Source organism: Azospirillum palustre (assembly GCF_002573965.1).
Classification (GTDB): Bacteria; Pseudomonadota; Alphaproteobacteria; order Azospirillales; family Azospirillaceae; genus Azospirillum; species Azospirillum palustre.
The window spans coordinates 780880-804598 of the sequence record NZ_PDKW01000040.1; the positions used below are offsets into that span (position 1 = coordinate 780880).

The following is a 23719-nucleotide window of genomic DNA, read 5'->3' on the forward strand; positions in this document are numbered from 1 at the left end:
TAATCCCCTCTCCCCCCCGGGGAGAGGGTTAGGGTGAGGGGGACGCACAGCGAGGATCCCCAAGAATCCACCCCATGCATCCCCCTCACCCCGACCCTCTCCCCGGGGGGGAGAGGGAGTGTTAGCCTCTCGTCATCACCCCATCTTCCACTCCGCCGGCGGCACCCCGCCTTCCGCCGGCGCTTCCACCCGGCGCTCCGCCCCGGCCAGCTTGCGCAGCAGCACGTAGAACACCGGGGTCAGCACCAGACCGAACAGCGTCACGCCGATCATGCCGGCGAACACCGCCACACCCATGGCGTGCCGCATCTCGGCACCGGCCCCGCTGGAGGTGACCAGCGGCACCACGCCCATGATGAAGGCGATGGAGGTCATCAGGATCGGCCGCAGCCGCAGCCGGCTCGCCTCGATGGCCGCCTGCACCACGCCGCGCCCCTCATGCTCCAGTTCCCGCGCGAACTCGACGATCAGGATGGCGTTCTTCGCCGACAGCCCGACCAGCACCATGAAGCCGATCTGCGTGAAGATGTTGTTGTCGCCCCCGGTCAGCCACACCCCGAACAGGGCGGACAGCACGCTCATCGGCACGATCAGCAGGATGGCGAGCGGCAGGGTCAGGCTCTCGTACTGCGCCGCCAGCACCAGGAACACCAGCAGCACGCTGATCGGGAAGACCCAGAGGCCCGCATTGCCGACCAGGATCTTCTGATAGGTCAGGTCGGTCCATTCCAGCTTGACGCCGCGCGGCAGCACCTCGGCCGCGATGCGCTCCGCCGCCGCTTCCGCCTGTCCCGACGAGAAGCCGGGCGCCGGCCCGCCATTGACGTCGGCGGCGGTGAAGCCGTTGTAGCGCACCACCATCTCCGGCCCGTAGCCCGGCTGCACCGTGACCAGCGACGACAGCGGCACCATGGTCCCCGCCGCGTTGCGGGTCTTCAGCACGCCGATGTCGTCGGCGGTGTCGCGGAAGGGCGCGTCGGCCTGTACCCGCACCTGGTAGACGCGGCCGAAGGCGTTGAAGTCGTTGACGTAGAGCGAACCCAGATAGATCTGCATGGTGTCGAACACGTCGGCGACGTTGACGCCCAGCTGCTTGGCCTTCACCCGGTCGAGATCGACGTCCAGCTGCGGCACGTTGATCTGGTAGGCGGAGAAGGTCGGCCCCAGCTCCGGCGTCTGCGCGGCGCGCTTGACGAAGGCGTTCACCGCCTCGCTCAGCGCCTCGTACCCAAGGTTCCCGCGGTCCTCCAGCTGCATCTTGAAGCCGCCGAGCTGGCCCAGCCCCATCACCGGCGGCGGCGGGAAGATGGCGACGAAGGCCTCCTTCAGCCCGGCATAGCGCTGCTGCAAATCCATGGCGATGGCGCCGGCCGACAGCGACGGATCCTTGCGTTCGGCGAAGGGCTTCAGCGTGACGAAGACGATGCCGGCGCTGGACGAGTTGGTGAAGCCGTTGACCGACAGGCCGGGGAAGGCGACGGCGCTCTGCACGCCGGGGCGCTTCAGCGCGATGTCGGTCATCTCGCGGATCACCGCCTCCGTGCGGTCGAGCGAGGCGCCGTTGGGAAGCTGGGCGAAGCTGATCAGATACTCCTTGTCCTGCATCGGCACGAAGCCCGACGGCACCGAGCGGCCGAGCAGCACCGTGGCGCCGATCAGCAGAGCATAGACCGCCAGCATCACGCCCTTGCGCCGCACCACCCCGCCGACGCCGCGGCCGTAGCCCTCCGACGCCCGGTGGAACACCCGGTTGAACAGCCGGAAGAAGCCGCCGAACACCCGGTTCATCGCGCGGGTCAGCCAGTCCTGCGGTTCGTCATGGCCGCGCAGCAGCACCGCCGCCAGGGCCGGCGACAGCGTCAGCGAGTTGAAGGCGGAGATCACGGTGGAGATCGCGATGGTCATCGCGAACTGCTTGTAGAACTCGCCGGTCAGACCGGTCATCGCCGCCAGCGGCACGAAGACGGCGACCAGGGTCAGCGCAATCGCGATGATCGGGCCGCTGACCTCCTGCATGGCGCGGATGGTGGCGTCGCGGGCCGACAGGCCGGAGGCGATGTTGCGCTCGACATTCTCGACCACGACGATGGCGTCGTCCACCACGATGCCGATGGCCAGCACCATGCCGAACAGCGACAGCGCGTTGATCGAGAAGCCGAAGGCCAGCAGCAGCGAGAAGGTGCCGACGATTGAGATCGGCACCGCCAGCAGCGGGATGATCGACGCCCGCCAGGTTTGCAGGAAGACGATCACCACCAGCACGACCAGCGCCACCGCTTCCAGCAGCGTGTGGACGACGGCCTCGATGGAGGAGCGGACGAACTGCGTCGGGTCGTAGACGATGGAGTAGTCGACGCCGTCGGGCATGTCGCCCTTCAGCTCCGCCATCACCTTGCGCACCTCGTCGGAGATGGCGAGCGCGTTGGCGTCCGGCGTCTGGGTGATGCCGAGCGCCACCGCCGGCTTGTTGTCGAGCAGAGAGCGCAGCCCATACTGGGCCGCGGCCAGCTCCACCCGCGCCACGTCGCGCAGCCGGGTGACGCCGCCCTCATCGCCGGTCTTCAGCACGATGTCGCCGAACTCGTCGGCGGTCTTCAGCCGGCCGCGCGCGTTGATCGACAGCTGCATCTGCACGTCGGGCAGCGAGGGCGAGGCGCCGATCACGCCGGCCGCCACCTGGACATTCTGCTCGCGGATGGAATTGACCACGTCGGTCGCGGTCAGCCCGCGCTGCGCCACCTTGCCGGGGTCGAGCCACACCCGCATGGCATAGTCGCCGGCCCCCCAGACCTGCACCTCGCCGACGCCGGAGATGCGGGTCAGCCGGTCCTTGACGTTCAGCACCGCGTAGTTGCGCAGATACGTCATGTCATAGCGGTCGTTGGGCGACAGCAGATGCACGACCATGGTCAGCGTCGGCGAGCTTTTCACCGTTGCGACGCCCAGCCGCTGCACGTCGGCCGGCAGCCGCGGCATCGCCTGCGCCACGCGGTTCTGCACCAGCTGCTGCGCCTTGTCCGGGTCGGTGCCCAGCTTGAAGGTCACCGTCAGCGCCAGGTTGCCGTCGCTGTTGGCCTGCGACTGCATGTAGAGCATGCCTTCGACGCCGTTGATCTGCTCCTCCAACGGCGAGGCGACGGTCTCGGCGATGACCTTGGGGTTGGCGCCGGGGAACTGCGCGCGCACCACGACGGATGGCGGCACCACCTCCGGATATTCGGAAATCGGCAGGCGGAAGACCGCGATGGCCCCCGCCAGGAACAGCGCCACCGACAGCACGCCGGCAAAGATCGGCCTGTCGATGAAGAATTTCGAGATGTTCATCTGGGGTCTCCCAGGCTGCACGCTCCCCATCCCTCCCCGCGTTTTGCGAGGAGGGTTAGGTAAGGCGCATGCCCGTCTTGTTCGTGTCTTAGCGGGCCGCCGTCTGGGTTTTCTCCGTCCCCATGGCGACCGTCTTCGGCGTCACCGCCATGCCCGGCCGGGCGTGCTGCATGCCGTTGACCACCACCTGCTCCCCGGCCGACAGCCCCGCCGTCACCACGCGCAGCCCGTTCTGCAAGGTGCCGAGCTTCACCGGCCGGTATTCCACCTTGTTCTCCGCCGTCACCACCAGGACGAACTTCTTGTCCTGGTCGGTGCCGATGGCGCGGTCGTCCACCAGCAGCGCGTCATAGGGCTTGGTGCCCCCCACCTTCACCCGCGCATAGAGCCCCGGCACCAGCGTGCCGTCGCCATTGTCGAAGCGGGCGCGCACGCGGATGGTGCCGGACACGCTGTCCAGCCGGTTGTCGACATGCTCGACCATGCCCGACCGCGAATACTCCTCCTCGTTGGCGAGGCCGAGCCGCACCGGGATCGTGCCCGAATCGCGCATCGGCGCGATGTGGCGCAGATAGGTCTGCTCATCGACGTCGAACGACGCGTAGATCGGCGACTGCGACACCAGCGTGGTCAGCGGCTCGGCGGCGGCACCGGCGGCCACCACATTGCCGACCGTCCGTTCGGCCCGCGACACCCGGCCCGACACCGGCGCCGTCACCCGCGTGTAGCCGAGATTGAGCCGCGCGATGTCCAGCGCCGCCTGCGCCGCCTTCAGGTTGGCGGCCGCCTCGCGGGCGGCATTGTCGCGCTGGTCCATGGTGCTGCGCGAGATGGTGTCGTCGCGCACCAGCTTCTGCGCGCGGTCGAGGTCGGCGACGGTGAAGCGCACCCGCGCCTGCGCCGCGGCGACCTGTGCCTCGGCCCGCGCCACCTCCGCCTCATAGGGGCGGGGGTCGATGGTGAACAGCACGTCGCCCTGTTTCACCAGGGCGCCGTTGCGGAAATGCACGGCGACGATGGTTCCCGGCACCTGCGGCCGGATGTCGACGCGGTCGACCGCCTCCAGCCGGCCGGAATAGGACTGCCAGTCCGTCACTGGCCGGGCCAGCACGGTGGCGACATCGACCTCGGCCGGCGGCGGCGCGGGCGAGGCCGTTTGCGCTTCGGCCGGGCTTCGCAGGGTGACGGCGCCGGTCAGCGCCGCCACGGAAACACCGGCCGCGATCAGAAGGGAAAGTGTCTTGCGGGACATGACGTTACCTGTGGCTCGAAGGATGGGGAGGAGCGCCGGTCAGGCGGCGCCGGAAGAAATCGGCCGCGGCGGCCAGCGCCGGCGGGTGGTGGGCGAGGCCGGCATGGCTGACCCCGGCGAAGCGGGTGACCTCGGTCGGCACCCCGGCATCGATCAGCCGGGCGGCATAGCTTTCCGCCTCCGGCCGCAGCACGTCGTTCTGCGCCGTGGCGATCAGGATCGGCGGCAACCGGCCGAGCCGGCGCGATTCCAGCGGTGCCGCATAGGGATGCAGCCGCAGCGCCGCCTCCGGCAGATAGGCGCGGTAACAGCGCGCGCAGTCGGTCACGCTGCCCTCGCCATCTCCTACCCGCGTCAGGCTGGGATCGAGCATCGGCCCGAACAGCGCCTGCGCCGCGATCTCCGGCCCGCCGCGGTCGCGGGCGAGCAGGGTCAGCGACACCGCGACATGCCCGCCGGCATCGTGGCCGGCGACGCCCAGCGGTCCGGCCCGCTCGGCCAGCCACATCGCTGCCGCATGGGCATCCTCGATGGCGGCGGGAAAGGGATGGGCGGGAGCCAGCGCGTAGCCGACCGCCACCACCAGCGCCGGAATGCTCTCCGCCAGCGCCGTCGCCGTGATCTCCACCTCCTCGACGGAGCCGGAGGTGAAGCCGCCGCCATGGAAATACAGCAGTCCGGGCAGCGGCCCGGCAACCGCGGGCCTGAACAGGCACAGCGGAACCTTGCGACCCTCCACCGTCAGCGACGTGCGTGAACGTTCCATCCCGATCCGGCGACCAGCGCCCCTCCTGCAATGCGGCAAGAGCGATAATGTGCAGGTGCACGGGTGGGATAAAGCGGCTGCGGCTGGGAACAGAATTCAGCCGGGACGAACAATCGCGGCAGGGTGGCGGTGGCTGTTTGTGGGGGATGGGCTATTCGGGCCGATGTCCTCCCGGCGTGAAGGGCATTCGCATCCGGCTGCACGATCCTATATGCTCAACGGAAAGCATAACGGTGGAGGAAGCGAAAATGCGCTATCACATCACGGGGAGTTCTCAAGTTGGCGTTATGGGCCTGAAGCGGGACACTCTCGAAGGTGCGCTCAAGAAGGCCAACGAACTCCGCCAACAAGGCATCTATAACGACGTGCAGATCATTGATATCGAGACGGGAGACGTCGTCAAAGAGCCGTTGCCTGACGGCAATCAGGCAGGGAATTGAGCCTTGCCTAAAGGCCCGCTGGGCAGTCTGCCATCGTGATGTTGGGCGACTGCGCAGCCGGCTGAACAACCGTTGATGAGCAAAAAGCGTATCTGGAAGCAGTGGAGGGGGCCTTTGGCGGGGATGTGGACTATGCCCGGTTCATCAAGCTCCAGGGCGATGTTCCAGAGTCCCATAAGAGCAGCTATCCGGCAGGGGAGGTGGTGATGTCCGTGCCCATGGAGCGCTCCACGTGGAATCCGCAAAAGCGCCCGACTGACACCGGAGCGCACGAGCCAATCGAGGAACTTACGCGGGTGGAACTGTCCAAGCCGGTGGAGCCCGAGGACGGCGTGCTGCCTGCCGGGTCGGTGGGAACAGTCGTCGGCATATACCGGGGTGGTGCCGCCTACGAGGTTGAGTTCGCGAAACCCTTCCACGCCGTCGCCACCGTTATGCCGGACGCCATTCGACATGCACGTGCCTGATGCCGACAAGGCGACGTTCAGGGCGACCATATTTGAAATCTAAGCTCCTGTTTGGGGACTTCCGTCATCTCCACTTTTGCACGGATGAAGGGGAGAACGATGCGGAGCCGTTGAGAAGCACGCCAATTCATGTTGGTGAGCGCCTAATCACGAAGGCAGAAATCCAAATAGTTCAGCGACTTACCTGTCGGTGTGGAGCAAACGCAACGAGTTATCGCACGTTGAGAATCTGATGGGTTAAACTCTCTGGCTGTTCATGCTAAATGGCAGAAACTTGGGGTCACTATACGAAAGTGATCAGATTATCCGGGACCTGGCAATGGCCTGAGAACATATGTCATACCGTCGAGCGTAAGTTCTGACTTACGCTCGACGGTAAGGGCCGCGACTGCGGCCCCGCAGGCCCATGCCTGCGAAGGCAAGCGGCCGGATGGCCGCGCCCGCCGATTGAGGGCGAGCGTAAAGCCTGATGTGTCAGGCTTTACGCTCGATGGTATCATGTAGTATTTTGCGACAGATCGGTCGCTCGCAATAATTCTGATTATTGTTACATTGCATACTTCAGGAATTGCTACAAGAAAAGAGGGTCGTTTAGTGACGAAAGAAATTATCAATGCAACAATATTCACCATGGACTCTTATGATGTCCCTTCCTTTGACTACGCTTGGGTCGAGAGATGGCTGAAAAGATGGAACGGACAGGTGGTGGTCGTAGATTATTCGAGTGGCGGATGGGAGCATATTTGGGATGTTTCTGGCCCTCGTGAGGCGATAGCAGAAATCCCCGAGCGTTTTTTATGTGCAAGTAAATGGGCGGATAACATCAATCCTCACTCGTAAAGAGCCGCAAATGTTATGTACAAAATCTTGAATTATGCACATGATATTTATGAATGAATTTTCTTATGCATCCATAATGTATTGGAGATCCAAGTTATGTGTATGATGCGCCCCAAAGCTGGATATGAGCGTTTCCCACTCTTAACGGAGAGTGGTCTCGTCGCCTGATTCGATGGGGGCGCATTATAGCGTTCGCGCAAAGCTCCAACCTTCGGCGCTGCCGCTACTCGCCCTGACGCGTCTTTTACAGACCGAGGAACTCTCATCGCCGCCTTTGATGAAAACACGATGCGCTGAGCCGCGAGACAGAGCTGGGCCATTCCTCGCTATGCCCCGCTCCCCTCAGTCACCACAGTTCGCACAAAAATGTGGCGCAACGCCCCCGCAAACGCCAAAAAGCGGGCGACGTACATCCCACCGGCACCATTGCCGCTCCACCCCTCTTCGGACAGACCTTCCATGGCAGATTTCTTCCCGCGCTGGCCGCTCGCGACCGGCCCCGTCGTCCAGCCGGACGAGCGCCTTCCCTGGGGCTCGACCCTGACGCTCGGCGTCCAGCATCTCGTCGCCATGTCCGGCTCGACCATCCTCGGGCCGCTGCTGATGGGGTTCGATCCGAACCTCGCGGTGCTGTTCTCCGGCATCGGCACCCTGCTGTTCCTCGTGCTCACCGCCGGGCGGGTGCCGAGCTATCTGGGATCCTCCTTCTCCTTCATCGCCGTGGTGATCGCGGTGACCGGCTACAGCGGCCAGGGGCCGAACCCGAACATCGGGCCGGCGCTCGGCGGCATCATCGCGGCCGGTGCCGTCTATGTCCTGATCGGCCTGCTGGTGAGCTACACCAGTACCAGCTGGATCGAGCGGCTGATGCCGCCGGCTGTCACCGGTGCGGTCGGTGCGGCCATCGGCCTCAACCTGTCGCCGGTCGCGGTCAAAGGCATCGAGGGAAGCGGTCCGCACATCCTCGTCGCCCTGTTCACGCTGCTCGCCACCGCCCTCATCGCGGTCTACGCCCCGCTCGCCATCCGCCGGGTGTCGATCCTCGTCGGCATCGCCGCCGGCTATGTCTTCTATCTCGTGCTCGCCAACGGCATGGGCCTGCTGCCGCCAGTCAGCTTCGCCGAGCTGGACGCCGCCCCCTGGTTCGGCATGCCGGCCTTCCGCACGCCGACCTTCGATGCCGGCGCCATGGCGCTGGTCGCCCCCATCGCCTTCATCCTCGTCGCCGAGAATCTCGGCCACATCAAGGCCATCGGCGCGATGACCGGGCGCAACCTCGACCGCTTCATCGGCCGCGGCTTCATCGGCGACGGCATCGCCACCATCGTCTCGGGCAGCGGCGGCGGCACCGGCGTCACCACCTATGTCGAGAACATGGGCGTGATGGCGGTCACCCGCGTCTTCTCCACCCTGATCTTCGTCGTCGCCGCTGTCGCCGCCATCCTGCTGGGCTTCTCGCCGAAGTTCGGCGCCCTGCTGCGGACCATCCCGGCCCCGGTGCTGGGCGGGCTGGCGACCGTCGTCTTCGGCCTGATCGCCGCGGCGATGGTGCGGCTGTGGGTCGACAACCGCGTCGATTTCTCCGATCCGCGCAACCTCATCACCGTCGGCGTGACGCTGGTGCTCGGCGCCGGCAACTTCACCGTCACCGCCGGCGGCTTCTCCATCGGTGGCATCGGCACCGCCACCATCGCCGCCCTCGGCCTCTACCAGCTGCTCGGCATCGGGCGGGCGCGCGAGGCCGTCCGCACCGGCTCAGGCCCGGCCCCCCAGTCGAACGGCGCGACGCTCCACTGACGGCGCGTCCCGCGCCGCCGCTCTCCCGGCACTTGCCGGCGACAGCGGCGGCGCACCCGTTCCCCGGTGTCCGCCTCCGGCTTTTCACAAAAACTCTCCATTAAAGGACTAAAGTCCCATACCCTCTCCGCATTTGGTCCACCCACTTGCGGAGCCTCGCTATGCCTCTCGATCCCCGCAGCTTCACCGACGACAACTTCCCCCGTTGGGCCGAAGAGCCGCCGACGCCGTCCGAAGGCGCGCTGGTCCCCGGTTCGCAGTTCCATGAAGAACAATGGATCATGGCCGCCGGCATGCTGGCCCGCGGCAACAGCTTCCTTCAGGTCTCGCGCGCCATGGGGTGCAGCCGCACCACCCTGTGGCGCGCCTATTACGGCTCCAAGGATTTCCGTCACAGGGTGTGGTGGGAGCGGCAGGCGCTGAACCGCGAGGCCGAGCTGCGCCTGTCCTCGCTGCGGGTGCTGGTGGCCGAGCAGATCGAGCGTCTGGTCTCCGCTGGCGATCCCGCCACCGTGCGCTGGCTGGCCGAACGGCTCGGCCTGTTCGCCGGCCTCGATCAGCCCGCCCGCGAACCCGCGTCCAAGCCTGATCCCAAGCCTGATCCCCGGCCTGCCCCCCGTCCTGAAGACCCGCCCGCCGTCACCGTTCCCGAACTCGACGACGACATCCCCGGCGAACTGCGTGAGCGCACCCCGCCCAGCCCGGCCCTGGTCGCCGCCGTCCTGGCCCAGCCGGAGGCGGCGGGACCGAAGGGCCTCTTCCCCTACACGCTCAACCAGTATGAGGAATACCCCAACCTCAACCCCGGCCCGGTGAGCCGCCGCGCCATCGGCGCCTTCTCCGGCCGGCGCTAGATGGAACAGCCGCCGGAAAGCGTTCCACGCCGTTCCATCCCATCGCGACATACCCCCCCTTGAACAGCGCCCGCCCGATTGCTATTCGCCCTTCTTCGGCGGACACTCTCCCCACTTGCGGGAGCCGCGATTGAAAGGACGGGGTCCGTATGGACAAGCTGCATGCGATGCGCGTCTTCATCCGGGTGGTCGAGGCGAACAGCTTCTCGAAGGCGGCGGAAACGCTGGGGCTGCCGCGCGCCTCGGTGACGACGACCATCCAGAATCTGGAGGCGGCGCTGGGCGTCCGCCTGCTCCAGCGCACCACGCGCAAGCTCAACCTGACGCTGGACGGTGCCGCCTATCTGGAGGGCGCCAGCCGCATCCTGTCGGAAATCGACGAGATCGAATCCACCTTCACCAGCGCCCGCAAGACGCCGCGCGGCCGGTTGCGGGTGGACATGCCGGGCTCCATCGGCCGGCTGGTCATCATCCCCTCGATCCACGAATTCCACGCCAAATACCCCGACATCGAGCTGATGCTGGGGCTGGGCGACCGGCCCATCGATCTGGTGCAGGAGGGGGTGGACTGCGTCGTCCGCATCGGCGAGCTTGCCGATTCCAGCCTGCTGGCGCGCCGGATCGGCGCCATCCAGCAGGTCACCTGCGCCAGCCCGGCCTATCTCGCCGAGCATGGCGTGCCGAAGACCATCGAGGATCTGGAGCGCCACATCGCGGTGAATTATTTCAGCAACCGCACCGGGCGCAACCTCGACCTCAGCTTCCGCCGCGACGACGAGGTGGTCGACATCGCCATGAAGGGCGTCATCTCCGTCAACGACGCCGACGCCTATGTCACCTGCGGGCTGGAAGGGCAGGGCATTCTGCAGCCCGGCCGCTTCATGGTTCTGCCGCACCTGCGCAGCGGCGCCCTGCGCGAGATCCTGCCGGACTGGCGGCCGCCGCGGATGCCGATCTCCGCCGTCTACCCGCAGAACCGCCACCTGTCGCCGAAGGTGCGGGTCTTCGTCGACTGGCTGGCCGAACTGTTCGAGCGCTGCCCCCTGCTCCAGGGCGAGGATCTGCCGGGCGACCTGTGCGAGAAGCAGAAGGCGCCGATGGAGCGGGAGGGGGTGAGCGAGTGCGTGATGATGTGAGGTCTAGCCGGCCTTTTCCATCCCCGTCTCCATCAGGGCGCGATAGGCCATCTGGTCCTCGTGCATGCGCAGGAACACGGCGTATTTGGCGTCGTGATAGGCCCGCAGCGGCCCCTCGGCCGGCGTGATGCGGCGGCCGGCGCGGCTCATCCCGGCCATGCCGGCGGCGATGTCGGGGAAGGCGCCGCCCGCCACCGCTCCCAGCACCGCGGCGCCCAGCAGCACCGCCTCCGGCTCCTCCGGCAGGACCAGGGTGCAGCCGGTGGCGTCGGCATGGGCCTGCAGGAACACCGGGTTCCTGGTGCCGCCGCCGCAGGCGAGGATGGTGTCGATGGCATAGCCGCGCTCGTTCATCGCCGCGACGATGTGCCGGGTGCCATAGGCCACCGCCTGCACCGTCGCCAGATAGAGCAGCGCCAGATCCTCCAGCCCGTCCGACAGGCGGAGCCCGCTGATCGCACCGCGCAGGCTGGCGTCCGCCCGCGGCGAGCGGTTGCCGTGGAAGTCGGGCAGCACATGCAGGTCGCGGGTCAGCATCGCCACCGGCTCGCCGCGGCGCTCCGCCAACGCCGCCAGTTCCTCGTTCAGCAGCTGGTAGACCGTGGTGCCGCGCCGCTGGGCCTCAAGGGCGAGGTCGGCATGGCGGGGATGGCCCTGCACCACATGGTCGATCAAGGCGCCGGTCGCCGACTGCCCGCCCTCGTTCAGCCACAGCCCCGGCAGCATGGCGGAATGATAAGGCCCCCAGACGCCGGGGATGAAGCGCGGCGTTGCGGGGCTCATCACCATATGGCAGCTCGACGTGCCGCCGATCAGCGCCAGCCGCCGGTCGAAATCGACGGTCCCCGCCGTCTCCAGCGGCACCCCGATCACCCCGATCCCGCCGGCATGGGCGTCGATCATCGAGGTGCCGACCGCGATGCCCGGCGTCAGCCCAAGCTCGCGCGCCGCCTCCGCGCTCAGCCCGCCGGCGACGGCGCTGCCGACCGCGCCGACCTCGGTGCCGATGCGGGCATGCCCCTCATCGACCAGATCGCCCAACCCGATGGCACGGAGGTAGCCGTCGTCCCACCGCCCCTCATGTCCCAGATAAGTCCACTTGCACACCAGCGAGCACAGCGACCGCCGCGCCGACCCGGTCGCCCGCCAGGTCAGGAAGTCCGGCAGATCGAAGAAATGGGCGGCCCGGCTCCAGCTTTGCGGAAGCCTCTCCTTCAGCCACAGCAGCTTGGGCGTCTGCATCTCCGGCGACAGCCGCCCGCCGACATAGCGCAGCACCTCATGACCGCCGGCATTGATGCGGTCGGTCTGGTCGATGGCGCGGTGGTCCATCCAGACGATGACGTTGCGGGAATCGTCGCCCTCCGGATCGACCGTCACCGGCCGCCCGGCGGCGTCCAGCACCACCAGCGAACAGGTGGCGTCGAAGCCGATGCCGACCACCTCCAGCGTCTTGGCGCAGGCCGCCAGCGCCTCCCGGACCGCGGCGCAGACGGCGGCCCAGATGTCGTCGGAAGACTGCTCCGCCCACTCCGGATCGGGCTTCCACATCCGGATCGGGCGGGCGGCCGCGGCCAGCCGGCGGCCGGCAAGGTCGAAGATGCCGGCCCGCGCGCTGCCGGTCCCCACATCCACACCGATCACGGCGCGTGTCATGGCGTGTCCTCCTCCGTCCGACGGTTACAGGCTGGCGCAGAAGGCCTCGAACGCCTCGCGGCTGGCGTAGGATTTCTGGGTGCCCGGCCGGGTGATGCTGTCGGCGGCATAGCGGACCGCCATGCGCAGCGCCGCGTCCAAATCGCGGTTCTCGACATAATAGCGGGCGAAGCTGCCGATGAAGGCGTCGCCGGCCCCGGTGGTGTCGACCGGCGTCACCCGCACCGGCTCGATCCGCCGGGTTTCCTCGCCCTTGGTCAACAGCAGGGCACCGCGGGCGCCCAGCGTGACGATCACCGTGCGAATGCCGCGCCCGATCAGCGCCCGCGCCGCCGTCTCGGCCTCCGCCTCCGAAGTCACCGGCAGTCCGGAGATGGTCGCCAGCTCGGTCTGGTTCGGCACCAGGAAGGTGACCTGCTCGATCCGCTTCGGGTCGAGGTCGGTCGGCGCTGGGGCCGGGTTCAGCAGGGTCTCGATGCCGTGCCGCGCCCCGAACTGGATGGTGTGGTAGATCGTCTCCAGCGGGACTTCCAGCTGCATGACGATCAGGTCGCAGCCCTTCAGATCCTCGGCGGCGCGGTCGATGTCGGCCGGCGACAGCAGGGCGTTGGCGCCCTTGATGATCAGGATGCTGTTCTCGCCCGACGGCTCGACGAAGATCGGGGCGACACCGCTGGAGGTGCCGGGCACCCGCTCGACATGGCGGGTGTCGATGCCGGACTCCTCGAAGTTGCGGATGGTGTTGTCGGCGAAGATGTCGTCGCCGACCTTGGTGACCATCATCACCTCGGCACCCAGCCGGGCGGCGGCGATGGCTTGGTTGGCGCCCTTGCCGCCGCAGCCCATCTCGAAGCGCGGCGCCTCGATGGTCTCGCCGGGGCCGGGCATGCGGGCGGTGTAGGTGATCAGGTCGACCATGTTGCTGCCGACCACGGCGATCTTGCCCATCTCTGATTACTCCTCTTACAGCGCCCGGATGGCGCATTCCTCGGCTTCGGCCTCGTCGGCGGTCAGATAGCCCAGCCGCACCGAAAAGCGCCGTGTCTCGCCGCCCGCCAGCGTCTGGACATTGCCCTTGGCGCTTTCCGCGCTGTAGCCCTCCGGCTCGCAGGTGGAGGGCAGGGCGAAGGCGCAGACCTTCTGGTCGCTGTTGACCAGCACCCAGCGCACCGTCTTGGGGAACTCCCGCGTGCTGTAGGCGATGTGGAAGGCGTCGCCCTCGCGCCGCCGCATCATCACCGCGGTGCCGCCCTCCTCGTCGGTGCGCAGGCCGCGGATGTAGAAGACCTGCTCCGGGTCGTAGCGCCCAGGCTCGTCCAGCACCTCCATCACCGCCGGATCGCGGGCGAGGTCGGCCAGCAGCGCGTCATAGGCCGGACTGCGCGGCACATGGGCCGGCACCACCGTGCGCACCGCCGTCGCCTCCGGCGTGAAGGGGGCGGGCTGGACGATGCGGGCACCCTCGGCGAAGGCGAAATTGACGTGGCACATGTACATCAGGTCCATCGCGGCACCCGACAGGTTCTCCACCGCCATCCCGATGTCGAACAGGGCGGAGCCGGGACGCAGCACCACCCGTGGGCGGGCGACGTAATGGGCGCCGAAGCCCATCACATACTCGCGCCGGCCGGTCACCGCCATATAGGGGCCTTCGTCATCCTCCCCCACCTCCAGCCCGGCGTCGTCCATCGGCGCGCAGGGCATCTCGCCATGCAGAAGGTGGCTGTCCTGCGGGCCGGGGCAACCGTTGCGCAGCAGCCCGGAATGGAAGGCGAAGCAGCCATATGTGCCGACGATCTCGCTGGCCGGACGCGGCATGTCGAACATGTTCGCCATGGTCAGGTCGACGCCGTCGAACACGGCGTCCCACACCATCTGGCCGTAATAGGGCAGCACCACCAGATGCCCGCGCCGGTTGGACAGCCGCACCGCCTCGATCCCGCTGTCATAGCGGAACAGGCTGGCGGTCATGCCGTGCGCTTCCGCGATCGGGCGCTCGGCCTCGCCGAAGAAGCTTTTGCGGAAATGGATTGCGGTTCGGACGCTCATGGGATTTCCTCCCTATCGGAAGCCCGCTAGCGGGTGCGGTTCTTGTAGGCGTTGATGGCGATGACCAGCAAAAGGAACGCGCCCCAGATGAAATCGATCAGGTGGTTGGAGAAGCGCAGGATCTGGAACCCGCTCGACAGCAGCATCAGCGCCGCCACCGCGATGGTGATGCCCAGCACCGTTCCGCGCCCGCCGGCCGGATTTGTCCCGCCCAGCACGGCGATCAGCACCGCCTGCAACAGGTACGAGGTGCCGTAATCCGACTTCGCCGCGTTGGTCCGCCCCGACAGGATGATCCCGGCGACCGAGGCCAGCACGCCGGTCAGCATGTAGCTGTACAGCACCATCCGCTCCCGCTTCAGCCCGGCGAACAGCGCCGCCTTCGGGTTGGTGCCGATCAGCATCAGGTTGATGCCGAGCGCGGTGCGGCTCAGCACGAAGGCGATCAGGGCGGCGATCACCGCGAACAGCACGAAGGGCGTCGCCAGCCCCAGGATCTTGCCGTTGCCGAGGAAGGCCCAGGCGGTGGGGAAGCCGACGATGGCCGGCCCGCCGGTCAAGACGATGGCGAGCCCGGTGAAGACCTGCCCCGTCCCCAGCGTCGCCAGGATCGGCGTGATGCCGAGCCGTGTGATCAGCAGCCCGTTGACTGTCCCCGCCACCAGCCCGGTGCCGAGCGCGATCACCCCGCCCAGCAGCACGGTCAGGATGCCGGCGTCGGCGATGCCGGCGGCTCCCGCCAGCTTGTGGAACAGCACGCCGGCCAGGATGCCCGACAGATTGGCGACCCCCACCACCGACAGGTCGATGCCGCCGGTCAGCATGGCGATCATCATCGCGATGGAGAGCAGCCCCAGTTCCGGGAAGATGTAGGTGATGGATTCGAAGTTATAGTAGCGCAGGAACTTGTCCGGGCTGAGCGCCGTCATCACGGCGAAGATCAGCACCGTCATGACCAGCAGCTGGACGATGTTGTTGTCGCGGTTGATCAGGCTGCGGATGTTCATTTGCGTCTTCATGTTCCCGCCTCCTCAGGCCGCCCGGCGGCGGTCGCGCCACGCCGACAGGGCGGTCGCGGCGATGACGATCAGACCCACGACGACGAGCTGCCAGGTGGTGTCCACGTGCATGATGATCAGGCTGTTCTTGACCATCACCAGCATGAAGACGCCGAGCATGGTGCCGAGCACGCTGCCCCGCCCGCCGAAGATCGACGCCCCGCCCAGCACCACCGCGGCGATGACGTCCAGCTCAAGACCCACGAAGTCGCGCGGGTTGGCCAGCCAGATCATGCCGCTGTGCAGAAGCCCGGCGAAACCGGCCAGCGCGCCCGCAACGCAATAGATGAAGAAGATGGTCTTGCGCAGATCGAAGCCGGCGCGGCGCGCCGCCTCCGGATCGCCGCCCAGCGCATAGGCGCTTCGGCCGATCATGGTGTAGCGCAGCACCAGATGCATGGCGAGCGCCAGCCCGAGATAGATCAGCACCATCGCCGTCAGGCCATAGGTGGTGCCGTCGGCCTTGGTCACGCTGACCACGTCGGTGCGGGCGAAGTCGATCAGCGCGGTCGGCATCTTGTTGATGTTGATCATGCTGGTGCCGACGACGCCCAGCAGGAAGCCGCGCACCATGGCGCTGGTGCTCAGCGTCACGATCAGCGGGATCATGCGGAACTTGTAGACGAAGAAGCCGTTCACCGCACCGAACGCCAGCCCCATCAGGGTGGCGGCCAGCAGCGGCAGCACGACGCCGTTGTAGCCCAGCGCCAGCATGCCCTTGATAGTCAGATACATGGCGGCGACGGCGAAGGCCGGGAACGACACGTCGATGCCGCCGGAGATCAGGACCAGCAGCACGCCCATCGCCATGATGCCGATGATGACGTTGCTGCGCATCAGGCTGAACAGGTTGTCGAGCTGCCAGAAGGCGGGGTTGATCGTGCCGATGAGGACCATGGCGAGCAGCAGGATGCCCGCGATGACCGTTTCCGACCGGCGGAGCAGGGCCATCGGTTCCTCCCTCAGGTAAAGGTCTTGAGCCGGTCGCTGACCGTCTCTTCGGTGACGTCGTCGGCGGGCAGATCCTCGATGAAGCGCCCGCGATGCATCAGCACGATGCGGTTGCAGTTCTGCACCAGCTCCGGCACGTCGTCGGAGATCATCAGGACGGCGAGGCCATGATGCTGCGCCAGCTCCCGGATCTTGGCGTGGATTTCCGCCTTCGATCCGACATCGACCCCGACCGTCGGGCCGTTCAGGATCAGCACGCGGGCGTCGGTCAGCAGCCAGCGGGCCAGCACCACGCGCTGCTGGTTGCCGCCCGACAGCTGCATCACCGGCTTCTCGGCGGTCGGGGTGGCGATCTGCATGGCGCGGACCATGCCCTGCGTCATTTCCTCCGCTTGGCTGCGGTCGATCACCAGTTTCGGCGCCAGCCGCTCGTAGGAGGTGGCCAGCATGTTGCGCTTGATGCTCTGCGGCAGGAACAGCCCTTCGGTCAGCCGGTCCTCCGGTACATAGGCGATGCCGGCGGCGATGGCCTCCTGGGTCGTGCGCAGCCGAACCGGCGCGCCGTCGATCAGGATTTCGCCCTTATAACCGGGGACCATGCCGAACAGCGCCAGGGCGAGATCGGTACGGCCGGAACCGAGCAGGCCCGACAGCCCGACGATCTCGCCCGGCCGGATGGCGAGACTCAAATCCTCGCACTTGCCGGGCACGGTCAGGCCGCGGATCTCCAGCCGGGGCACCGGCGGCGGACCGGGCGGCGGGGTCCAGGCATAGGGTTCGTTGAGGATGTCGCCGCCGGTCATGTGGCGGGTGATCAGCGCCTCGTCGAAGTCGCCGGTCGGCCCCTCCGCCACCTTGCGGCCGTTGCGGATCACGGTGATGCGCTCGCTGATCTCCAGCATTTCGCGCATCTTGTGGCTGACGAACAGGATGGCGATGTCGCGCGCCTGGATGTCGCGGACGATGCGGAACAGCGTCTCGACCTCCTTGCGGGTCAAGGCCGTGGTCGGCTCGTCCATGATAATCAGGCGGGCATCCGACATCAGCGCGCGGGCGATGGCGACCAGCTGCTTGCCGGCGGTCGGCAGCGACGCGACCTCGGCATCCAAATCAAGCTCCACGCCCAGCCGGTCAACCGCCTCGCGGGCGATGGCGCGGGTACGCCGCCAGTTCATCAGGCGCCGCTTCTCGCCGAGATGGACGTTCATCGCCAGATTTTCGGCGACCGTCAAATTCCCGAACAGCGAGAAGTCCTGGTAGATGACCTGGACGCCGTGGGCGATGGCCTCGATCGGCGACATGCCGGGCATTGTCCGGCCGTCGATCAGGATCTCGCCGCCGTCCGGCTGGTAGACGCCGGACATGATCTTGATGACGGTGGATTTGCCCGACCCGTTCTCGCCGGCCAAACAATGGATCTCGCCGGGCTTGATGACCAGCGACATGGCGTCCAGCGCCACGACGCCGGCAAACACCTTCCGGATGTTCCGGAGTTCGATGAAACCGTCCGACATATCTTCCGCCCGGCGGTTCGAGGAGGGGATGAAGACGCGGGGCGCCGGCAAGCCGCTTCCGGCCGCCGGCGCCCGCCCTTCAGATCGTCAGAAGTCGTAGGAGCCCATGTTCTCCTTGGTGACTCCGACCCAGCCCTGGCCGTACAGCAGGTTGGCCTTGGCCCCCTGCGGCGTGGTCAGGGCGGTGTAGCCCGGCAGGCCCAGGTTCAGGCCGGCCTTGATCTGGTCCTTCTTGCCGTCCAGTGCCATCACCGCCAGCATGTTCATGGCATAGCCGGCGACCGCCGGATCCCAGAACTGGATGTACTGGATGTCGCCCTGGGTCAGGTACTGGCCGGCCACAGAGACCAGACCCGTGCCGGAGAAGAACAGCTTGTTCTTCAGCCCGCGTTCCGCCACCAGACGGCCGGCGCCGGCCGAGGTCGGCATCGGACCGCCGACGATGCCCTTCAGGTCGGGGTAGGTCGTCAGGACTTCCTTCAGCTTGTTGTAGTCGGTGTTGGCGTCGTCATAAGTCTCCAGACGGTTGGTCACCATCTGCATCTTCGGGAAATGTTCCTTCTGATAGGCGACGGCGCCGTCGATCCACTCGTTCTGCGACTTCGAGGTCAGGCTGCCGACGGTGCAGACATACTTGCCCTCGCCACCCATTGCCTTGCCCAGCACTTCCATCAGCTTGGCGCCGTAGGCGAAGTTGTCGAAGGCCTCCAGCACATAGTCGGCGTTCTGGATGTTCGACGCCTCATGCGCGATCACCACGATGCCGCGGTCGCGCGCCTTTTTCAGCACCGGCTCCACCGCTTCGACCGAGAAGGGGACGATGGCGATGGCGTCGACGCCCTGGGCGATCAGGTTCTCGACCAGCTGGACCTGCGCCGCCGCGTCGGCCTGGCTCGGCCCCACCATCCAGGTGTCGTGGCCGGTGTCGCTGGCGAACTGCTTCACGCCGTCGCGCATGCGGTCGAACCAGGCGATGCCGTCGACCTTCACCACGGTGGCGATGGTGTATTTCTTTTTGGTGGCGTCGGACTTCAGCGTCTTGACGGAGTCCGGGGTCGGAACCGGATCGGCGGCCATCGCCGGCCCGGCGACCAGCGACGCGGCGACGATGAGCGAGGACAGCAACTTCTTCATGTCGGCGTGACTCCCATGAGAGGCGATAAGCGCCATGCGGTGGGAGAGTTCCTCGACCCACCGCCGGTGCCGGGGTGTTTGCCACCCGCTGCGCGTTCCGTTTTTGATGATGCCGTGCCGGGTGGGACGGACGGAACCCCCGCCCGACCGGCACGCTGTACGGCGTGTGCGCCGTCGGCGGCCTCAGCCGCCGATGATCGCCACGCTGGCGCTGGCGCCGATGCGCGAGGCACCGGCCGCGATCATGCGGCGGGCGTCTTCGGTGGTCCGCACGCCGCCCGATGCCTTGACGCCCATGTCGTCGCCGACGGTCCGGCGCATCAGCGCCACATCCTCGGCGGTGGCGCCGCCCCCGGCGAAGCCGGTGGAGGTCTTGACGAAATCGGCCCCGGCCTCCTGCGACAGGCGGCAGGCCAGGATCTTTTCCTCGTCGGTGAGCAGGCTGGTTTCGATGATGACCTTCAGCAGGGCGTCGCCGCAGGCCCGTTTCACCTCGGCGATGTCGTCACGGACCTCGGCCGTCCGCCCGGCTTTCAGCAGGCCGATGGGGATCACCATGTCAACCTCGCGGGCGCCATGGCGGACCACCCACTCGGCCTCGTCCGCCTTGATCGCCGTGGGATCGGCGCCGAAGGGGAAGCAGATGACGGCGCAGGGCGCCACCGGCGATCCGGCCAGCCGGTCTGTCACCAGCGGGATGAAGACGGGGTTGACGCAGACCGCCTTGAAGGCGTGCGCACGCGCCTCGTCGCACAGCCGCTCGACCTCGGCGGGCTGGGCATCGGGGCGCAACAGGGTGTGGTCGATGAACGGAGCCAGACCGGCCGGCTCCGCCGGAACGCTGGGTATCGGCATCTTGGTCCTCCCGGGGAGCCCCTTGTCCTTGGGGGCTCTCCTCGATTGTCGCCGGGATGCCGACATCGCTTACAAATCCGTTGCGATGTTAACATCCTAACATTTTCTGAAAGGATAGTTTCACGCTGTCGCGCACTGTGTCAAGATCAATGCACGCGATTGTGATCTTGACCACGGCCCTCCTGTTCAAGGCTTTGACCATTGGGATTAACCCGTTTGGATTGTAGGGTGCGGCCGCTGGCAGCAAGGGCGGAAACGGTGCGGAATGCGGACATGTCGATGAGAAAGGCCGAGCGTCTGAACCGGTTGCAGTCCGCCCTGGATGCCGGCGGCTACCTTCGGCTGAAGGATGCGGCGCGGCTGCTGGGCGTGTCGGAAATGACCGTGCGGCGCGACATCGCGTCCTGCGGCGGACGATTCGCCTATCTCGGCGGCTACATCGCCGGCGGGCTGGAGAGCGCAGGCGGCATGGGCTACATCCTGGACCGCGAGCGGGACGCCCATATCGAGATGAAGCGCACCGCCTGCGAGGCGGCGGCAAGCCTGCTGAAGCCGGGTGAAACGGTCTTCATCGATTGCGGCACCACCACCACCCATCTCGCCAGCCGCATCCCGGCCGACAGCCAGATCACCGTGGTCTGTTACGCGATGAACATTGCGGAGATCGTCTGCAAAAAGCCCGGCGTGCGCGTGGTCATGCTGGGCGGCCTTTACCACGCCTCCTCCGCCTCCTTCTCCAGTCCGGAATCACTGGAGATGCTGCGCGGCATCGGCATCAACACCGCCTTCATCTCGGCCGGCGGCGTGCACGAGTCGCTGGGGATCAGCTGCTCGAACTTCCATGAGGTGGAGATCAAGCAGACGGCCATCGCCAACGCGGTGACCAGGGCGCTGGTCATCGACAGCAGCAAGTTCGATCAGGTCAAGCCGGCCTTCTTCGCCAAGCTCGACAGTTTCGATTTCCTGTGTTGCGACGACGGATTGGACGCTGCAAGGTCGGAACGGTTGACCATTGCCGGCATGCGCATCGTGCTGGCCTGACGCCAGGGCTCAGGTGCCGGACGCCAGCGCCCGGTGGCCGGCATGGAGGCTGTCGATGATCGCCTGCCCACGCTCCAGCAGATAGCTGCGCAACTGCGCATGGACCGGCAGCAGCGGCAGGCTGCGGCGGTGGGCGATGTACCACGACCGCATCAGCGGCAGCCCCTCCACCCTCAGCTCGCGCAGCATGCCCAGTGCCAGTTCCAGGTTCACGGTGTGGCGGGACAGCAGGGCGATGCCGATTCCGGCCATCACCGCCTGCTTGATCGTCTCGTTGCTGCTGGATGTCATGACGATGCGCGGGGAGAAGCCATGGCCCTGGAAATAGGCATCGGTGAGCGCCCGTGTGCCGGCCCCTTCCTCGCGCGCGATGAAGTCGCTGTCGGCCAGATCGGACAGGCGGAGTGTCGGGGCCTGGGCCAGCGGATGGCCCGGCGCGCAGATGATGATGCTGGGATGGCGGGCGAACGGTTCGGCCAGCAACTCGTCCGCATCCAAAGGTCGGCCCATGATGGCAAGATCGACCTCGCCCTTTGCCACCATCGCATTCACTTCGCGCCGGTTGCCATCCTGGAGATGGATGGACACGCCCGGCCGCTCCGCCTGGAAGCGGGACACCATGTGCGGGGCGATGTATTTGGCGGTACTGACCAGCCCGATGGTGACGTTGCCGCCGGTAACCCCCTTCAGCGCCTGCATCCGCCGGTCCGCATTGTCCAGCGCTTGGAGGATCAGCGTCGCGTGTTCCAGCAGGTCGCGCCCTGCCTCCGTCAGGACGACGCCCCGGCCCACCCGCTCGAACAGCGGAAAGCCGCAATGGCCCTCCACCTGCTTGATCTGGAACGAGACCGCGCCGGGTGTCAGGCCGAACTGTTCCGCCACGCGGGCGAAGGACAGGCTGCGGGCGGCGGCGGTGAAGATCTGGAGCTGGCGCAGCGTCGCATGCTGGATGGTCATCGGCTGGCGCCATTCACGAGGAATACCTATCCATATTCTGTTGTGTATTTGAATTTTCCTCAATAGTACGTGGGGCTAACGTTTTCATCGGAACGAACCGAACGTCACCGACGAGGTGAGGACGATGAATTACGTATCGACAACGCTCCCTCCTGATCAGAAGGCCGGCGATGCGGTCGTCAGCGATCCCAAGGCCCGCTACCGGCCCGGTGTGCTGAAATACCGGCAGATGGGCTATTGGGAGCCGGACTATGAGCCGAAGGACACCGACATTCTCGCCGTCTTCCGCATCACGCCGCAGGATGGCGTCGATCCGGAGGAAGCGGCGGCGGCGGTTGCCGGCGAGAGTTCCACCGCCACCTGGACAGTGGTTTGGACCGACCGCCTGACCGACTGCGAGCGCTATCGCGCCAAGGCCTTCCGCGTCGATCCGGTGCCCGGCACGCCCGGCCAGTATTTCGCCTACATCGCCTATGAACTCGACCTGTTCGAGGAAGGGTCGATCGCCAACCTGACCGCGTCGATCATCGGCAACGTCTTCGGCTTCAAGCCGCTGAAGGGTCTGCGGCTGGAAGATATGCGAATCCCCATCGCCTATCTGAAAACCTTCCAGGGGCCGGCGACCGGCATCGTGGTGGAGCGCGAGCGGCTGAACAATTTCGGCCGGCCGTTGCTGGGCGCCACCATGAAGCCGAAGCTGGGCCTGTCCGGCCGCAACTATGGCCGCGTGGTGTATGAGGCGCTGAAGGGTGGGCTCGACTTCACCAAGGATGACGAGAACATCAACTCGCAGCCCTTCATGCACTGGCGCGACCGTTTTCTCTACTGCATGGAGGGGGTGAATCGTGCCACTGCCGAGACCGGGGAAATCAAGGGCACCTATCTGAACGTCACCGCCGCCACCATGGAGGACATGTACGAGCGCGCCGAGTTCGCCAAGGAACTGGGCAGCGTCATCGTCATGATCGATCTGGTGATCGGCTACACCGCGATCCAGTCGATGGCGAAATGGGCGCGGCGCAACGACATGATCCTGCATCTGCACCGTGCCGGCCATTCCACCTACACAAGGCAGAAGAGCCACGGCGTGTCCTTCCGCGTCATCGCCAAGTGGATGCGCATGGCCGGCGTCGACCACATCCATGCCGGCACCGTCGTCGGCAAGCTGGAGGGCGACCCCAACGTCATCTGCGGCATCTACGACACCTGCCGCGAAACCCATGTTCCACAGAATCTCCAGCACGGCATTTTCTTCGACCAGCCCTGGGCCGGTCTGAAACGGATGATGCCGGTGGCGTCCGGCGGCATCCATGCCGGGCAGATGCACCAACTGCTGACATATCTGGGCGAGGACGTGATCCTGCAGTTCGGCGGCGGTACCATCGGCCATCCCGACGGCATCCAGGCCGGTGCCACCGCAAACCGTGTCGCTCTGGAGACGATGGTCAAGGCCCGCAACGAGGGCCGCGACATCTGGAACGAGGGGCCGGAAATTCTGCGCGAGGCCGCCCGCTGGTGCGCTCCGCTGCGTGCGGCGCTCGACACCTGGAAGGACGTGACCTTCGATTACGCCTCCACCGACAGCGTCGATTACGTCCCCACCTCCACCGCGGCGATGTGAAGGAGCG

The 23719-nt window shown here is 66.6% G+C and carries 20 protein-coding genes and 1 pseudogene; 9 read left to right on the forward strand and 12 right to left on the reverse strand.

The genetic code is table 11. The features are described 5' to 3' along the window. Positions 1–135: 135 nt before the first annotated feature. The 3 genes from CRT60_RS13385 to CRT60_RS13395 form a co-directional block, all read right to left on the reverse strand. Positions 136–3324 (reverse strand): efflux RND transporter permease subunit, encoded by a 3189-nt coding sequence (locus CRT60_RS13385; RefSeq protein WP_098736865.1) that lies wholly within the window; start codon positions 3322–3324, stop codon positions 136–138. 88 nt (positions 3325–3412) lie between these two features. Then, a complete protein-coding gene (locus CRT60_RS13390) occupies positions 3413–4576 on the reverse strand; it encodes an efflux RND transporter periplasmic adaptor subunit (RefSeq protein ID WP_098736866.1) in 1164 nt (387 codons plus the stop codon). 4 nt (positions 4577–4580) lie between these two features. Continuing rightward, a complete protein-coding gene (locus tag CRT60_RS13395; protein WP_098736867.1) occupies positions 4581–5342 on the reverse strand; it encodes an alpha/beta hydrolase in 762 nt (253 codons plus the stop codon). Positions 5343–5590: 248 nt separating this feature from the next. On the opposite strand from CRT60_RS13395, the gene CRT60_RS13400 reads away from it, so the two are divergent. The 7 genes and pseudogenes from CRT60_RS13400 (at position 5591) to CRT60_RS13420 (ending at position 10876) form a co-directional block, all read left to right on the forward strand. Further along, entirely contained in the window at positions 5591–5782 is a 192-nt protein-coding gene (locus CRT60_RS13400) for a hypothetical protein (protein WP_098736868.1), read from the forward strand. A gap of 68 nt (positions 5783–5850) precedes the next feature. Next, positions 5851–5943: pseudogene (locus tag CRT60_RS37785) on the forward strand (IS1 family transposase); the annotation flags it as partial. Between the two features lie 45 nt (positions 5944–5988). Next, the gene (locus tag CRT60_RS13405) at positions 5989–6249 is read left to right on the forward strand and encodes a DUF4926 domain-containing protein (protein WP_204561862.1); all 261 of its coding nucleotides are present in this window, start codon (positions 5989–5991) and stop codon (positions 6247–6249) included. Positions 6250–6843: 594 nt separating this feature from the next. Next, positions 6844–7089, forward strand: coding sequence for a hypothetical protein (locus CRT60_RS36190; RefSeq protein ID WP_161958044.1), 246 nt, complete (start codon positions 6844–6846; stop codon positions 7087–7089). A gap of 459 nt (positions 7090–7548) precedes the next feature. Next, on the forward strand, positions 7549–8886 hold the full coding sequence (locus tag CRT60_RS13410; RefSeq protein WP_098736869.1) for a solute carrier family 23 protein: 1338 nt from the start codon (positions 7549–7551) through the stop codon (positions 8884–8886). A gap of 161 nt (positions 8887–9047) precedes the next feature. Further along, positions 9048–9740 (forward strand): hypothetical protein, encoded by a 693-nt coding sequence (locus CRT60_RS13415; RefSeq protein ID WP_098736870.1) that lies wholly within the window; start codon positions 9048–9050, stop codon positions 9738–9740. 149 nt (positions 9741–9889) lie between these two features. Continuing rightward, the gene (locus CRT60_RS13420) at positions 9890–10876 is read left to right on the forward strand and encodes a LysR family transcriptional regulator (protein WP_098736871.1); all 987 of its coding nucleotides are present in this window, start codon (positions 9890–9892) and stop codon (positions 10874–10876) included. Positions 10877–10879: 3 nt separating this feature from the next. Here CRT60_RS13420 and CRT60_RS13425 read toward each other — a convergent pair whose 3' ends face one another. The 8 genes from CRT60_RS13425 to deoC all read right to left on the reverse strand — a co-directional run bounded on the left by CRT60_RS13425 (position 10880) and on the right by deoC (position 20093). Beyond that, entirely contained in the window at positions 10880–12532 is a 1653-nt protein-coding gene (locus tag CRT60_RS13425; RefSeq protein ID WP_098736872.1) for an FGGY-family carbohydrate kinase, read from the reverse strand. 24 nt (positions 12533–12556) lie between these two features. Next, the gene (gene rbsK / locus CRT60_RS13430) at positions 12557–13480 is read right to left on the reverse strand and encodes a ribokinase (RefSeq protein ID WP_098736873.1); all 924 of its coding nucleotides are present in this window, start codon (positions 13478–13480) and stop codon (positions 12557–12559) included. 15 nt (positions 13481–13495) lie between these two features. Beyond that, the gene (locus CRT60_RS13435; RefSeq protein WP_098736874.1) at positions 13496–14581 is read right to left on the reverse strand and encodes an aldose 1-epimerase family protein; all 1086 of its coding nucleotides are present in this window, start codon (positions 14579–14581) and stop codon (positions 13496–13498) included. Positions 14582–14607: 26 nt separating this feature from the next. Further along, positions 14608–15600 (reverse strand): ABC transporter permease, encoded by a 993-nt coding sequence (locus tag CRT60_RS13440; RefSeq protein WP_098736875.1) that lies wholly within the window; start codon positions 15598–15600, stop codon positions 14608–14610. A gap of 12 nt (positions 15601–15612) precedes the next feature. Beyond that, on the reverse strand, positions 15613–16590 hold the full coding sequence (locus tag CRT60_RS13445) for an ABC transporter permease (protein WP_098736876.1): 978 nt from the start codon (positions 16588–16590) through the stop codon (positions 15613–15615). 11 nt (positions 16591–16601) lie between these two features. Next, positions 16602–18104 carry a sugar ABC transporter ATP-binding protein gene (locus CRT60_RS13450; RefSeq protein ID WP_098736877.1) on the reverse strand — a complete coding sequence of 501 codons (1503 nt, stop codon included), beginning with the start codon at positions 18102–18104 and terminating at the stop codon, positions 16602–16604. 87 nt (positions 18105–18191) lie between these two features. After that, positions 18192–19238: an autoinducer 2 ABC transporter substrate-binding protein gene (locus CRT60_RS13455; protein WP_098736878.1), complete on the reverse strand. Its 1047-nt coding sequence runs from the start codon at positions 19236–19238 to the stop codon at positions 18192–18194. A gap of 183 nt (positions 19239–19421) precedes the next feature. Beyond that, positions 19422–20093 carry a deoxyribose-phosphate aldolase gene (gene deoC, locus CRT60_RS13460; protein WP_098736879.1) on the reverse strand — a complete coding sequence of 224 codons (672 nt, stop codon included), beginning with the start codon at positions 20091–20093 and terminating at the stop codon, positions 19422–19424. 273 nt (positions 20094–20366) lie between these two features. Here deoC and CRT60_RS13465 point away from each other — a divergent pair, with 273 nt between their 5' ends. After that, positions 20367–21134 (forward strand): DeoR/GlpR family DNA-binding transcription regulator, encoded by a 768-nt coding sequence (locus CRT60_RS13465; RefSeq protein WP_098736880.1) that lies wholly within the window; start codon positions 20367–20369, stop codon positions 21132–21134. A gap of 9 nt (positions 21135–21143) precedes the next feature. Here CRT60_RS13465 and CRT60_RS13470 read toward each other — a convergent pair whose 3' ends face one another. Further along, positions 21144–22091 (reverse strand): LysR family transcriptional regulator, encoded by a 948-nt coding sequence (locus CRT60_RS13470; RefSeq protein ID WP_098736881.1) that lies wholly within the window; start codon positions 22089–22091, stop codon positions 21144–21146. Positions 22092–22215: 124 nt separating this feature from the next. Here CRT60_RS13470 and CRT60_RS13475 point away from each other — a divergent pair, with 124 nt between their 5' ends. Then, a complete protein-coding gene (locus tag CRT60_RS13475) occupies positions 22216–23712 on the forward strand; it encodes a form I ribulose bisphosphate carboxylase large subunit (RefSeq protein ID WP_098736882.1) in 1497 nt (498 codons plus the stop codon). Positions 23713–23719: the final 7 nt, after the last annotated feature.

Bases quoted from the DNA above. Each gene is read 5' to 3' on its own strand.
- CRT60_RS13385 (WP_098736865.1), bottom strand. From the start codon at position 3,324: ATGAACATCTCGAAATTCTTCATCGACAGGCCGATCTTTGCCGGCGTG.
- CRT60_RS13390 (WP_098736866.1), bottom strand. From the start codon at position 4,576: ATGTCCCGCAAGACACTTTCCCTTCTGATCGCGGCCGGTGTTTCCGTG.
- CRT60_RS13395 (WP_098736867.1), bottom strand. From the start codon at position 5,342: ATGGAACGTTCACGCACGTCGCTGACGGTGGAGGGTCGCAAGGTTCCG.
- CRT60_RS13400 (WP_098736868.1), top strand. From the start codon at position 5,591: ATGCGCTATCACATCACGGGGAGTTCTCAAGTTGGCGTTATGGGCCTG.
- CRT60_RS13405 (WP_204561862.1), top strand. From the start codon at position 5,989: ATGTCCGTGCCCATGGAGCGCTCCACGTGGAATCCGCAAAAGCGCCCG.
- CRT60_RS13410 (WP_098736869.1), top strand. From the start codon at position 7,549: ATGGCAGATTTCTTCCCGCGCTGGCCGCTCGCGACCGGCCCCGTCGTC.
- CRT60_RS13415 (WP_098736870.1), top strand. From the start codon at position 9,048: ATGCCTCTCGATCCCCGCAGCTTCACCGACGACAACTTCCCCCGTTGG.
- CRT60_RS13420 (WP_098736871.1), top strand. From the start codon at position 9,890: ATGGACAAGCTGCATGCGATGCGCGTCTTCATCCGGGTGGTCGAGGCG.
- CRT60_RS13425 (WP_098736872.1), bottom strand. From the start codon at position 12,532: ATGACACGCGCCGTGATCGGTGTGGATGTGGGGACCGGCAGCGCGCGG.
- rbsK (WP_098736873.1), bottom strand. From the start codon at position 13,480: ATGGGCAAGATCGCCGTGGTCGGCAGCAACATGGTCGACCTGATCACC.
- CRT60_RS13435 (WP_098736874.1), bottom strand. From the start codon at position 14,581: ATGAGCGTCCGAACCGCAATCCATTTCCGCAAAAGCTTCTTCGGCGAG.
- CRT60_RS13440 (WP_098736875.1), bottom strand. From the start codon at position 15,600: ATGAAGACGCAAATGAACATCCGCAGCCTGATCAACCGCGACAACAAC.
- CRT60_RS13445 (WP_098736876.1), bottom strand. From the start codon at position 16,590: ATGGCCCTGCTCCGCCGGTCGGAAACGGTCATCGCGGGCATCCTGCTG.
- CRT60_RS13450 (WP_098736877.1), bottom strand. From the start codon at position 18,104: ATGTCGGACGGTTTCATCGAACTCCGGAACATCCGGAAGGTGTTTGCC.
- CRT60_RS13455 (WP_098736878.1), bottom strand. From the start codon at position 19,238: ATGAAGAAGTTGCTGTCCTCGCTCATCGTCGCCGCGTCGCTGGTCGCC.
- deoC (WP_098736879.1), bottom strand. From the start codon at position 20,093: ATGCCGATACCCAGCGTTCCGGCGGAGCCGGCCGGTCTGGCTCCGTTC.
- CRT60_RS13465 (WP_098736880.1), top strand. From the start codon at position 20,367: ATGTCGATGAGAAAGGCCGAGCGTCTGAACCGGTTGCAGTCCGCCCTG.
- CRT60_RS13470 (WP_098736881.1), bottom strand. From the start codon at position 22,091: ATGACCATCCAGCATGCGACGCTGCGCCAGCTCCAGATCTTCACCGCC.
- CRT60_RS13475 (WP_098736882.1), top strand. From the start codon at position 22,216: ATGAATTACGTATCGACAACGCTCCCTCCTGATCAGAAGGCCGGCGAT.